Source organism: Martinezella rhizogenes, from assembly GCF_007002745.1.
In the GTDB taxonomy this organism is placed as follows: domain Bacteria; phylum Pseudomonadota; class Alphaproteobacteria; order Rhizobiales; family Rhizobiaceae; genus Agrobacterium; species Agrobacterium cucumeris.
Map to the genome: position 1 here is coordinate 119,679 of NZ_SGNY01000010.1, position 13,202 is coordinate 132,880.

A 13,202-nucleotide genomic window follows, 5' to 3' on the forward strand; every position below is an offset into this window, starting at 1 on the left:
CACAATGGACAATCGCCCACTTGAAAGCCGCCGCCGCCCGGCTATCGAAAACATCTATCCGCTGTCACCGATGCAGGAAGGATTGCTGTTCCACTCCATCGCCACGCCTGACGAAGGCGTCTACGTGCCGCAGATCGTCCTGCAACTGAAAGGCGCGGTCGATCCGCAAATCATGCATGATTGCTGGAGCGAGATGGTGTCGCGCCATGCCGTTTTGCGCACTACATTTCACTGGGAAGAAAGAGACGAACCCTTTCAGGTGGTCCACGGCGATGCCAGCCTTGCCTGGTCGCAGCTGGACTGGTCCAGTCTTGATGTAGAGGAGCAGCAAAGCCGCCTCGGCGCGCTTCTGTCCACCAACCGGCGGCAGGCTTTCGATCTGAAGACCGCTCCGCTGGTCCGCCTGCAATGGATCGACTATGGCGGGGAAAATTCGCGTCTGGTACTTCAGTATCATCATATTATTCTCGACGGATGGTCGGCGGGCCGCATCATCGAAGACGCCTTCAGGACCTATCAGAGACGGTGCGGCTCATCACGTCCGCCGCTGCCCGCACCACGGCCCTATGTCGATTATATTGCCTGGCTGAAAAGCAGGAAGCGTGAGGCGACGCGTGCGTTCTGGACGGACTACACTGCCAGCATCGACGGTCCGTGCAGGATTACCCGCGACGCCACCGGTGGCGAGGCGGATTTCTCCAGTCATAACCTCACCTGCGATCCCGCAGTCTCCACGCAGGCGGCAAAACTGTGCAGGGACATGGGGATTACCCCCAATACCCTGCTGCAGGCCGCACTTGCCATCGTCATGGCCCGAAAAACCGGCAACAGACATGTCGTCTTCGGTGCGACAACGGCCGGGCGTCCACCAGAACTACAGGGTGTGGAACACATGGTCGGCCTGTTCATCAACACGTTGCCGGTGTGCATCGACGTTGAAAAGGGCAACCTTGCCCCATGGCTGCAGACATTGCAGAAACGCCAGTCCGCCTGTGCGGAGCATGACTATCTGCCGTTGCGCGAGATACAGGCCGGGCGGGGCGATCTTTTCGACTGCCTGCTGGTCTTTGAAAACTATCCCGTGCCCCGAGAAATATCGGCGGAAGCGACATTCGCCGTGACCGGCGTCGACGTCGATGAATGGACCCACTATCCCCTCACCCTGTTTGCCGCTGCCGACGCCACGAAGATCGCGATTTCCGCCCGATACGACAGGCGCAGTATTGCCGTGCAGGAGGTAGAGGCTTTCCTGAATGAGCTGGAGGCGACAATCGGCGAGATGGCCAGCGGCACTCCAACGGTTCCGCACGTATCCGATACGGATGCAAGGCCGGTGCATGTCGACAGGCCTGCACTGCCTTCGGCGGAAACACGCGACGATCAACCCCCTTCCGCTACCGCCTGGACGGAAACGGAAGAAAGGATCGCCCGGATCTGGGCAGAGGTTCTCAAAGTCGAGGCCGAGCGCAATAGCGATAATTTCTTCGACCTCGGTGGCCACTCGCTTCTGGCTGCCCGGGTCGTCAACCGGGTGCGGCGAGAATTTGCGATCAATTTTCCCGTAAAAGTCCTGTTCGACCGTCCGGCCCTTGTGGCATTTGCGGCATTCATCGACGCGCTGAAAGCAACCGCCGCGCCCGTGGGCGAACACAATGCGATTGAAATATGATACAAGGACACACAATGACAGTTCGTCCCAGGTTGATCTGCCTTCCGCCAGCCGGCGCCGGCCCGAGCCTGTTCCGGTCATGGGTTCATTCTGAGAGCGTCTTTGACGTCACCCCAGTCGCCCTGCCGGGTCGCGAAGCACATTTCACCAAGCCGCTGCCGCGCGATATCCAGAGCCTTGCGGAACATGTGGGACACGAAATCTCCGGGCTGCTTCAGGCCCCCTATGCCCTGTTCGGTTACTCCATGGGCGCTGTGGTGGCCTATGAGCTGCTCCGGCACCTCTCCATCCGGGGCCTGCCGCTCCCGGAAGCACTCTACATTCTGGGCTCGAACGCGCCCGACCGTGTTCTCGAAGGGCGTGAGCCCATTCACGTCATGACGCGCGAGGATTTTCACCAGTCGCTGGTCGAAATCGGCGGTACGCCGGACGAGATATTACGCGACACCGAGGCGATGGCTCTGTTCGAACCCGTTCTGCGCAACGATTTTCGTATTTGCGAGACTTATGAATTTACGCCCCCGCATGTCCCTGTTACGCTTCCGGTACATGTATTCGTGGCCGATGCCGACCATCTGGTCAGCTGGAATGCGGCGCGTGCGTGGGAAAGCTGTATCGGTCAGGATGTCACCATGCATCGGATCGAAGGGTCGCATATGCTTGCTCCGCAAGCGTTTGCGCACTTCATCGGCAAACTGAGCCAGCTGTGGCAAAACGATGCGATGCAGGCAGGGGCTGTTTCAGCAAGAGAGGCATGAGCCTGATTTGAGATGCGAATCTGACGGATGCGGCGGACAATGAGACATCATGAAACTGCCGGCGTCCCCGAAGCCAGCGATATTCTGACGGAAGCGACCGTTCTCCAGCAGTCCATGTGGCCCGAAGTGCCGTGCAGTACCGGCGCGATGCTTCCCGGCTGGACAACCGCTGCCGAGCTGTTTTCCAGCCCTTCGGCATTGCAGGAATTCCTGGATTATGAAGGGTCGTTCGATCCCGGCGTCGACCTCAAGAGCCGCGCCGCATTTCTGATGAGCGACTATTGCTACATCTTCTTCATGGCCACAGTTCCGTTGCTGGTTGGCCGCGGCATCGTGCCTGATATGTCGCCTGATGCCTTTTCGCTGCAGTTCTATACCCATCATGGCGAGCACGACGGAGAGCCGATGACGGTGCGGCGGGCCCGCGTGAGGCTGTTGTCACCGCAGATTTTTGCGGATCGGGATGACGGGCCGCATTCGACGGTCACGGACCACGCAGGCCTCTGCGAGCATTTCAGGATGGGCGTCGAGCAACATTTCCATCCACTGGTGGAAGCATTGGCAAAAAGAACCGGCTTTTCGAAGAATGCGCAGTGGCGGCTGGTGGGAGACGCCATCGCCGGCAGATTTCTTGACGTCGGAAGACGGTTCGGCTGTCTCGCCGATGCGCTGTCGACGGCAATGGCGATCGTCAAGGTACAGGGATCGCCGCTGAACAACCGTCAGCTGGGGTATTTTGACCTTACCCTGCATGACAGCGCATTGAAGGAACCATTCACCTACACGTTTCGCGCGCGGGGTGGATGCTGCCGGTACTATACCGTTGTGGGTGCGGAAAAGTGCCCGACCTGCGTATTGAAGTCGAGCGATGAACGGGACGCCTGTCTGCTGCAGGAAATGCGCGCCCATTTCTGCCTGAAGTAGAATTATTATTTTTCATAAATTTATTTCGACTTGAGAGTCCCATAGCCCCTTCCCTGTTCGTCTTCAGCATGAGTGGGCGGATATTGCCGCCTTTTGTCTGAATAGCTTATCGAGCGCGCGGGAGCGGGGGCTTCAATGGAATGCAAGGGAATTAACGGCAGAACGGCTCGAACCGGTCTGGCTGGATGGGTGGCAATGCTGCTCGCAACTTCGGTTTCTGCTCTGGCCATGCATGTGCCGGCCGCAGCGCAGGGCACCGGCCAGGCAAGCGCTTCGCCGCGACAGATTTCGATTGCCGCCGGGCCGCTCACCTCCGCCCTCAATCAGCTTGCCACACAAACCGGCCTGCAGATCATGTTTGACGGATCGATTGCCAATGGCAAAAGGTCCCGCGGTGCCTCCGGCAATCTGACGCCGTCCCAGGCGCTTGACGCAGTGCTTGCCGGCACCGGCGTCCAGTCGCGTTTCGCCGGTCAAAATCAGATCGTCCTCAGCGTTGCCGCAAATAATACCGATGCTGTCGGCAGCGACGGCACGACGGTGCTGCAGGCGATCACGATTTACGGCGCCCGCAATGCCACGACGCTGGCCAGCACGTCTTCGAGCATCGGTATCGTCACCGCGCAGGAAATTGCCGATGGGCAGATACACAGTTTTCGCGACAGCTTCCGGCGCATGGCGAACGTGATGGATGCCGACTGGGTGGATGGCGGCTTCATCATTCGTGGCGTCAATTCGGAAGGCCTGGTTCCCGGCGGAGCGCCGCTGGCGTCGCTTTACGTCGATGGCGTTCAGCAGACGGTGCGCGGCGCACGGCGTGGCGCGCGCGGATTGTTCGACGTCGAGCAGGTCGAGATCTATCGCGGCCCTCAGTCGACCCTTTCGGGACGCGCCGCCATGGCCGGTGCAGTCTACATCAAGACCAAGGATCCGACCTTCGAGAAGGAAGCCGAGGTTTCGGCCACGATCGGCACCGGCAATCTCTACGGCACCGCATTCATGGTCAATACGCCGCTGATGGACGACCAGCTTGCCGTTCGCATCTCCGGCGAAATCCAGAGAAGCGAAAACGACATCAACTATCCGACCTTTGTGGGTTACGATCGATATAACGATTTCACGCACGATCTCTACTACCAGATCCGCGGCAAGGTGCTGTTCGAACCGGCGGAAATGCCGGAAACGCGCGCCCTCTTCAGTTACTCATTCTCCCATGACGACCCCTATGTCCGCGACATTGGCGGCCCGGCAGGCGCATCGCGCTTCCGTTTTGATGAGAAACGCGGCGATTATCAAATCCCTGCCTACATAGAATATCGCCCGACCGAAGTGCATAATGTCGGACTGGAAATCACGCATGATTTTTCAGACGAGTTGAAGCTGACCTCCCTCTCAACCTTCAGCTATTCCGACACCGACCGCTTCTCGCCCAACTATGGGACCGCGGGCGAAATCAACACCTATCATGGATACTACAAGGAATTTATCGCCTCGCAGGAGCTGCGCCTCAACTATGAAGGCGACAAATGGGACTGGGTCGGCGGCGTCTATTTCTCCTATGAAGACGAGAAGAATTTCTACGACCGTACCATTCCGCTAAGCGCCACCGTCAACCGCAACCAGTTCCAGCGCAACACGCAGAAATCGTTCAATGCCGCCCTGTTCGGCGAGGCGACATATGAATTCGTTCCGACCTGGAAAATCACCCTTGGCGGACGCCTGGACTATACGGATCAGGACATAACCCAGTATCTTCTGCGGACGCAGCCGCTTGGCGGCACCCGCACGGTTCTGACGGACTATGCAGCATCCTTCCACGAGACCAACTTCGTGCCGAAAATCGGTCTGTCGAAGGAACTGACGGACACCCAGACTGTCGGGGTTACCTATTCCCAGGGGTTCCGGACAGGCGGCGCCAGCTACGATTCCTTCCGGCGCACTTCCTACACCTACGAACCCGAAACGGCCTCCACCTATGAACTCTTCTACAAGGGAACATTCCTGGACGACCGGCTGACCCTAAACTCCAACATCTTCTACACCAAATATTCGGACCAGCAGGTCCAGATGCAGCTTGATCCCACGGACGCAACGACCCGCCGCATCATCAATGCCGCATCGTCGGAAGCATGGGGCTTCGAGTTCGAGCCATCGTTCAAGGTAACCGACAATCTCGAGACCTTCGCCTCGCTCGGTTATGTCCATACCGAGTTCAAGGACTTCAACGACCTTGCCTACGGCAATCTGTCCGGCCTGCCCTTCCCGGAAGCGCCTGAGTGGTCACTCGGCCTTGGCGCCCGCTACACCTTCGATAATGGCGTCTATGTCGGCGCGGACGCGAAATATACGTCGAGCTATCTGGCGCGGCTGGGCACCCTGCCGCACGACTATCTCGACAGCCGCTGGATCGTGAACCTGCAGGCCGGCTACAAGACCGAGCGGTGGGAACTCAACGCCTTCGCACAAAACCTTCTGGACGAGGAATATTTTGTCTACAACGACAATGATGTCGCCGCCACGCTCGGCGAGCGCCGCAGCGTCGGTCTGAACCTGAAGGTCAAATTCTGATCCATTTCCTGCGCGGCTTCCACGCCGCGCAGGTTTCCATTTCTGGAGTAAAGAATGATCCTGCGATCGTTTGTCATCTTGCTGATCGGGCTTTTTGCCTCCGGTGCCTCGGCGCAATGTCCGGGCAAGTCGGTCACATCAGGGGTTTATGACGCCCCCCTCTGCGTGCCGGATGCACCGCGCAGGATCGTCGCGCTTGATCCGTTCTACAATCTGGGAATGGCGCTAGAGCTGGGCCTGCCGCTGGTCGGCGCGCCGCTTTTGACCGTTCAGGACCGCGATCTGAAGAAAAAGGCCGAGGCAGCCTCTGTCTCCGATATAGGCGACGCGCGTCAGCCGAGCCTGGAACGCATCGTCGCCCTGAAACCCGATCTCATCATCGGCGACGCAACGCTGCATGGCCAATCCTACCAGAACTTCGCCAAGATCGCGCCGACCGCCCTCATCGACGCAAAGGACTGGAAGGAACATTTCAGCACCCTGGCGATGATTACCGGAAAAAGCGCCGATGCGACCCGAATGCTGGCGGGCTACGAACAACGGGTCGCCGCCATCAGAACCAAGACAGGCTCCCGCACGATGTCGGTTCTGCGGGTAACGCCGAGCGGCTTTCATCTCTATCTCGACGGCCCGGCCGCCTATGCGCCCTATGCGGTTCTGCGTGATGCCGGCGTCAAGCGAAGCGCCTACGAAACGACGCAGGATAATACCGTCTTCAAGCGGCCGGAATGGGAAGACCTCGCCCTTCTCGACGGCGACATCCTCCTTTACGTCGTTGCCGCCGGATATGACGCGAACCAGGACGATGCGCTTGCCGCCCGCACGACCAGCAACCCGTTCTGGCAAATGTTGCCGGCGGTCGCCTCTGGAAACGCCCACCGGGTCACGCGCGAAACATGGATGGGCTTCAACGGCATCGGCTCCGCAAACAGGGTCCTCGATGACATCGAGCAATATCTGCCGGGCAAACCGTGATACCGTTTCGCAGACCGTCAGGAGCAGACACACCGATCCATTCCCGCCGTGCAGAGTTTTCCTGTGCGGCACTGCTCGTTCTTGCAATCGCATGCCTGCTGGTTTCTGCGGTCGTAGCCATAACGGCCGGGCCAAACCCCATGTCGCCGTCGACGGTGCTGTCTGCAATCTTCCGCTTTGACGGCTCGCGCGATCATCTCGTCGTAACATTGCTGCGCCTGCCCCGCGTTGCAGCGGCGATGATCGCCGGAGCCGGCCTTGCGGTATCAGGCGCAATCATGCAGGCGGTAACAAGAAACCCTCTGGCGTCGCCGGGTCTTCTTGGCATCAATGCCGGTGCAGCTTTCGCGGTCGTCGCCAGCCTGACGATCCTTGGCGCTTCGGGTGGGAATGGGCAGGTCTGGTATGCTTTTGCCGGTGCGGCACTCGCAGCACTGTGCGTTTTCTTCATCGGTTCCGTCGGCCGCGTCGGCGCGACCCCGCTGGCGATGGTGCTGGCCGGGGCGGTGGTCGCAACATTCCTCACCTCGCTTACCACGGCAATTCTGATCTTCGACCAGACGACACTCGATGCGGTGCGCCTGTGGACCGTCGGTTCCTTGAGCGGCCGGACGATGGATCAGGTCTTCACCGTCATGCCTTATTCGCTTGTCGGCCTGTTCGGATCACTTGTCCTTGCCCGACATCTGACGACCTTGAGCCTTGGAACCGATGTCGCCACCGCGCTTGGCCAGAACCCGGCCCTATGGCGCAGCCTGTCGGTCGTCGTCGTCATTCTCCTGTCCGGCAGCGCCGTCGCACTTGCCGGACCGGTCGGCTTCGTCGGTCTCGTTGTGCCGCACATCGTGCGCCTGGCAATCAGCGTCGATTACCGCTGGGTCGTTCCCTTCAGCGCCGTCATCGGAGCGACCATGGTGGTCGTCGCCGATCTCGCCGGACGGATCATCCTCGCCAACCAGAGTTTTCCTGTTGGCGTCACGATGGCGCTGATTGGAGCGCCGTTTTTCCTCTGGCTGGCGCGTTATCGCACGGGGGCGGATAAGCCGTGACACGCGCGATAACTGTTCTGATCATTCTCAACCTGCTGGCCGTGGTTGCTGCAATGATGTGGGGTGACCAATCGATTGCCTGGCGTGACGTTGCCAATGCGGTCATCGGCGGGGCCTCACCCGACCTGCAGATGATCGTCATCGAATTCCGGTTATCGAGGGCGATCCTGGCCCTGCTTGCGGGGGCAGGCCTTGCCGTTGCGGGGACGATTTCGCAAACCGTCATGCGCAATCCCCTGGCGGAACCCGGCGTTCTCGGCATCAATGCCGGCGCAGCGCTTTTCGCAAGCGTCGTGATCATCGTTTTTGCCGATGTTTCACCAGCCGTTCTGCCGTGGGCAGGCTTTGCGGGGGCCGTCACCATGGCGGCGGCGGTTTACGCCCTGTCCTGGAAACGCGGAACCTCCTCTCTGCGGATCATCCTTGTCGGCATCGGCTTAAGCGCGCTTGCCGGCGCGGGAACCAGCTTTCTGACCGCATTCGGCAATGTCGTTGATGTTCAGCGCGCGATGATCTGGCTTTCGGGCAGCGTTTACGGCGCCGACTGGAGCAAGGTCCAAAGTCTCCTGATCTGGCTCGCCGCTCCGCTCGCCCTGAGCTGGTTCTCCTGCCGGCAACTGGATCTCATCCGTTTCGGCGACGATGTGGCGACAGGCTTGGGACAGAGGGTCAATCTCATGCGGGCATTCCTGATATTGCTCTGCACGTTGATATCGGGAGCGACCGTCGCCATGGTCGGGCTGGTAGGTTTTGTCGGACTGATCGCCCCGCATATTGCAAGGCGGATCGCCGGCCATTCCCATCGAACCCTCATTCCCGTTGCCGGGCTGACAGGCGGTCTTCTGCTGTTAATTGCCGATATTGTCGGCCGCACCATCATCGCACCGGCGCAGCTGCCGGCCGGTATCGTCACGGCCCTGCTGGGTGCTCCATTTTTTGCCTATCTTCTGAAGGGTCGCAGGCATGTCTGAACACCATCGCCTCGCGACACGAGCGCTTTCCCTTGGATATAACGGCTCCGTCATCGTCGACGACCTGAACCTGGAAATCCCATCCGGGCGCTTCACCGTTCTCGTCGGCCAAAACGGCTGCGGCAAATCCACGATATTGCGCGCGCTTGCCGGGCTTCTCGCCCCGATGAAGGGAGAGATATTTCTCGATGGCAGGCCGACACGCAAAATGCCATCGCGAGAACGGGCAAAACAGATCGGCGTCCTCACGCAGGGGCCGCAGGCCCCGGAAGGGCTGACGGTCGCCGAGCTGGTCCGTCAGGGGCGTTATCCGCATCGCAGGCTTTTCGAGCGATGGTCCGGCCGTGATGAGGATGCCTGCGCCCATGCCCTTGATCTGACCAACATGACGTCGCTCTCCGGCCGACAGGTGGAATCCCTGTCAGGCGGCCAGCGACAACGCGCATGGATCGCCATGGCGCTCGCCCAGGAAACGGACATTCTTCTTCTCGATGAACCGACGACGTTCCTCGATCTCGCCCACCAGATCGAGATACTGGATCTGATCCGGCAGCTTGTTCGTGATCGGGGTCGCACCATCGTCGCCGTGCTCCATGATCTCAATCAGGCTGCCCGTTACGCCGATGAGATTGTTCTCATCAGGGATGGCAGGATATTTGACGCCGGAACGCCAAGCGCCGTCATTACCGACAGGAATGTTCTCGATGTCTTCGGCGTCAACGCCGTCATCATGCCGGATCCGCTTTCGGGAACGCCGATGTGTGTCCCCGTCCCGTCCCGCAGCTGAGGCGAGCTGCGACCTGTGGCGGCCTCGCAACATTGGTTAGCTTTTTCGTAAATTACAATACTGCCTCGCGCATCCCCACTCCTTCCTCCGCAAGGCCAAAAGATGTAATGAATCCAGACATAAACATGATAAAAAATATCCTCTTTTGTGCGGTGAAGGATTTTTTCTCGACACAAACCGTAAATCATTGCACTTGCATCGCTTTTTTCCCGCCAGTAGAAATTCCTCCACGGCGATGATGGGTCAAAACTCTGCTGCCGGATGATGACTTGGGTCGGACGAAGGCCTTGGAGAGCTGCGGTTTGCGCTCCTTGTTCGCCCCTTCAGTTGTCGCAGATTGCAGCTTGCGGAGGATCAGGAAAGCGATGCGGACGTCGACGGCCAGCCTCAATGAAAGTGACGGAATCGACCTGCTGAACAGGGCGATCGTCGAGCATTACGGCGATATCATCAAGGCAGTGGGCGGACGCAGCCGGTCAGACGGGGCCGCGCGGGAAATCGTCCACGATCTCTACGTAAAACTGGCATTGCAGCCGGACGCGCTCTCCGGCAAACGGTCGATAAAAGCATTTCTGTGCCGCGCCGCATCCAATATGCGGATTGACAGGATCAGACGCGAGCAGTTCGAGTCCCGGCTTTTCTCCGGCTCCGATGAAGATGCAAGGGCAGTCGTCGCGATGGACAGCGCTCCCGATCAGGGACTGGCGGTCGAGGCGCGGCTGGCGATCCTGAAACAGGCCATTGCCGACCTGCCCGAAAAACGGCGGACGGCATTCGTGCTGCACAGGCTGCATCATTTTTCACCGGACCAGATCGCCGCAAAGCTGAAAATTTCACGCAATATGGTCGACCGGCACCTCAGGCGCGCGCTCAGCCATTGCCTCGACCGCCTTTTCGAAATGGAGTAAACATCCCAATCCACGCAGTTCATTCGTCTACACATTGGAGAGCATAATTGGAGCGTTCCGTGCAACGTAGACGTCTGACGCGCGACCAGCGCAAGCGAAACAGAGATGCGGCCGACTGGGTCTTTCGCAACCGCGACCCCGAACAGCCCGAAACGGAGCGATCTGAGTTCCGTCGCTGGATGGAGCAGGATCCGGAGAACTGTCGGGCCTACACGGCTGCGAAGCGCATTCTCGGCGAAGCGAGAACTGCGATCCGCTCCGATGCCGGGCTTCGTGACATGCCGGTTGAGACCTCACCACGCGGACGCAACGCGATCATCTCTTCAATCGTGGCAATCATTTCGGCTGGCGCACTCTTCATTGCGCTGGATGGCCCCATGCGTCTGAGCGCGGATGTCATGTCCGGTGCCGGCGAAATGCCGGAAGTCACGCTGGAAGATGGTTCGCGGGTCCAGTTGAACGCATCTTCGGCAATCGCACTCGATTTCACCAGCGGCCGAAGGACGGTTCGGCTCCTGCGCGGGCAGGCCTTCTTCCAGGTGGCTCCGGATGAAAAACGTCCCTTCTCCGTCAGCACCGAGGACACGCTGGTAACAGCCCTCGGCACGGCTTTCGATGTTCGCCAAAGCGCGACGGACACGCGTGTTGCCGTAACGGAACATTCCGTAAGGGTAGAGTTCAAGACTGAGGGCAGTACCCCGGTGAAAATCGCGGAAGGTGAAGAAATGCTTCACCTGAACGAGACAGGCGAAAGCACGATCCGGAAAACCGATGCCGCGACTGCCCTCGCCTGGCGTCGCGGCCAGCTCACCGTGGACAACGTGCCGCTTTCCTATGTTATCGAGGAAATACAGCGGCATTTCCGCGGGCGTATCGTCATAGGAGATGAAGCGACCGCTCGACGGGTCGTCAGCGGCACGCTCTTCGTTACCGATACGGAGGGGGCGCTGAACTTCCTGCGCACCGCCCTCAAGGTTCAGATATACAAGATTGGCCCCATCATCGTCGTAACGTCCTGAGCCGATTGGCCGGGCTGCGGACTGTCCGCAGCCCCGATTTTTCCGTGGGGATCGCGGATGCCGTTCACGCCTGAAAGGAGTGGATCACGCCCCGCCCACTGGCCTGAAATCTGGCGGTCAGGCGCGCATCACTGCCTATCGCACGGCCTGCGCGGATTTGATGGAATCCGCCAGAATATCCAGCCCAAGGTCGATTTCGGCATCCGACACGGTCAGCGCCGGAGCGATGCGGAAAACGCCGCCCATGCCGGGCAGCTTGACGATATTCATGCTCATGCCGCGCAGCATCGCCTCCTGCATGATGCGCGCACCGAGTTCGAAACCCGGAGCCTTCGTATGCCTGTTGGCCACGACTTCCAGTCCCAGCAGCAGCCCGCGACCGCGCACGTCGCCGACGCATTCGAACCGCTGCTGCAAGGATAAAAGCCCGTCCTTCAGGCGCTTTCCGCGGGCAATCGCCTGTTCCACCAGACCGTCACGCGCCACCACATCGAGGACCGTCACACCGACAGCCGCCGGCAGCGGATCGGATACATGCGTCGTATAGAACAGGAAGCCCCTCTCGAAGGCCTTTTGCTCCACTTCGGCGCTTGTCATCACGGCTGCGAGCGGCAGGCCGGCGCCGAGCGTCTTGGAGAGCGTCATGATGTCAGGCGTCACGCCATCGCGCTGGAAGGCGAACATGTGCCCCGTCCGGCCAACGCCGGTCTGGGCTTCGTCGAGGATGAGCAGCATGCCACGCTCCTCGCATTTCTTCTTCAGGGCGGCGAGATAACCGAGCGGCAGTTCGAGAATGCCGCCGCTTGAGAGGATGGGCTCGGCAATGAAGGCGGCGAGATTGCCGGTCGACTGGCGATCGATCAGCTCGAAGGCATCGTCAAGCTCGGCCTGCCAGTCATTCGATCCATCCGGGTTGCGGAAGCGTGGGCGATAGGCATTCGGGGCCGGAATGACCAGCGAACCGGCTGTCGCCGGGCCATATCCCCTGCGACCGGCACTATAGGTGGCAGATGCCGCAGCGCCGGTCATGCCATGCCAGCTCTGGGCAAACGCCACGACCTCATGGCCGCCGGTGACGAGCTTTGCCATGCGGATCGCCGCTTCATTGGATTCCGCCCCTGTCGTCAGCAATTGCACGCGGTCGAGACCGGGCGCCAGCGCCGCCAGCCGTGCCGCAAGTTCGACGACGGGGCGTGACAGCATGCCGGAGAAGAGATGCGCAACCGAGGCCATCTGCCGGTTGACGGTGGCGACAATATCCGGGTGGGTGTGGCCGATCAGGGCGCTCATCTGGCCGGAGGTGAAATCGAGAATGGCGCGGTCATCCGCATCATAAACGAAACTTCCCGCGGCGCGTTCGACGATGATCTCTTCGAAGGCCGGCCCATAACGGGTCAGGTGTTTGTTGGCGGCAGCCCAGAAGGCCGGTTCATCGTTCAGCGAAATGGCGCTTTTCGAAATGTTGTCCATGACACGTTCCCCAAAGAGGTGATCCTGAAGAACGGTAACAGGCCCTTGCGCAGGCAGTCCAATTGATAGTATCTGAAGCAGATATCGATAATTTTGATATCTCC

General features: G+C 59.8%; 11 protein-coding genes. 10 read left to right on the plus strand and 1 reads right to left on the minus strand.

Annotated elements, in window-relative coordinates; translation table 11 throughout:
• Positions 1 to 4 precede the first annotated feature (4 nt).
• The 10 genes from EXN68_RS23350 to EXN68_RS23395 all read left to right on the plus strand — a co-directional run bounded on the left by EXN68_RS23350 (position 5) and on the right by EXN68_RS23395 (position 11,628).
• On the plus strand, positions 5 to 1,669 hold the full coding sequence (locus EXN68_RS23350; RefSeq protein ID WP_142843141.1) for a condensation domain-containing protein: 1,665 nt from the start codon (positions 5 to 7) through the stop codon (positions 1,667 to 1,669).
• Between the two features lie 14 nt (positions 1,670 to 1,683).
• Positions 1,684 to 2,427: a thioesterase II family protein gene (locus tag EXN68_RS23355; protein WP_142843143.1), complete on the plus strand. Its 744-nt coding sequence runs from the start codon at positions 1,684 to 1,686 to the stop codon at positions 2,425 to 2,427.
• A gap of 39 nt (positions 2,428 to 2,466) precedes the next feature.
• Complete coding sequence (locus EXN68_RS23360; RefSeq protein ID WP_237681463.1) at positions 2,467 to 3,351, plus strand: ferric iron reductase; 885 nt, start codon at positions 2,467 to 2,469, stop codon at positions 3,349 to 3,351.
• Positions 3,352 to 3,546: 195 nt separating this feature from the next.
• Entirely contained in the window at positions 3,547 to 5,919 is a 2,373-nt protein-coding gene (locus tag EXN68_RS23365; RefSeq protein ID WP_237681464.1) for a TonB-dependent receptor, read from the plus strand.
• A gap of 54 nt (positions 5,920 to 5,973) precedes the next feature.
• Positions 5,974 to 6,894 carry an iron-siderophore ABC transporter substrate-binding protein gene (locus EXN68_RS23370; protein ID WP_142843148.1) on the plus strand — a complete coding sequence of 307 codons (921 nt, stop codon included), beginning with the start codon at positions 5,974 to 5,976 and terminating at the stop codon, positions 6,892 to 6,894.
• A 35-nt stretch (positions 6,895 to 6,929) separates the two neighbouring features.
• Entirely contained in the window at positions 6,930 to 7,943 is a 1,014-nt protein-coding gene (locus EXN68_RS23375; protein WP_404944531.1) for a FecCD family ABC transporter permease, read from the plus strand.
• The gene (locus EXN68_RS23380; RefSeq protein ID WP_142843152.1) at positions 7,940 to 8,914 is read left to right on the plus strand and encodes a FecCD family ABC transporter permease; all 975 of its coding nucleotides are present in this window, start codon (positions 7,940 to 7,942) and stop codon (positions 8,912 to 8,914) included. The genes EXN68_RS23375 and EXN68_RS23380 overlap by 4 nt, the downstream gene beginning before the upstream one ends.
• Positions 8,907 to 9,701 carry an ABC transporter ATP-binding protein gene (locus tag EXN68_RS23385; protein WP_142843153.1) on the plus strand — a complete coding sequence of 265 codons (795 nt, stop codon included), beginning with the start codon at positions 8,907 to 8,909 and terminating at the stop codon, positions 9,699 to 9,701. Before EXN68_RS23380 ends, EXN68_RS23385 begins: the two co-directional genes overlap by 8 nt.
• A gap of 365 nt (positions 9,702 to 10,066) precedes the next feature.
• Entirely contained in the window at positions 10,067 to 10,609 is a 543-nt protein-coding gene (locus tag EXN68_RS23390; protein ID WP_142843154.1) for an RNA polymerase sigma factor, read from the plus strand.
• A gap of 59 nt (positions 10,610 to 10,668) precedes the next feature.
• Positions 10,669 to 11,628: a FecR family protein gene (locus tag EXN68_RS23395; RefSeq protein ID WP_237681466.1), complete on the plus strand. Its 960-nt coding sequence runs from the start codon at positions 10,669 to 10,671 to the stop codon at positions 11,626 to 11,628.
• Between the two features lie 135 nt (positions 11,629 to 11,763).
• Here the strand turns inward: EXN68_RS23395 and EXN68_RS23400 are convergent, their stop codons facing one another.
• The gene (locus tag EXN68_RS23400) at positions 11,764 to 13,098 is read right to left on the minus strand and encodes an aspartate aminotransferase family protein (protein WP_161991466.1); all 1,335 of its coding nucleotides are present in this window, start codon (positions 13,096 to 13,098) and stop codon (positions 11,764 to 11,766) included.
• Positions 13,099 to 13,202: the final 104 nt, after the last annotated feature.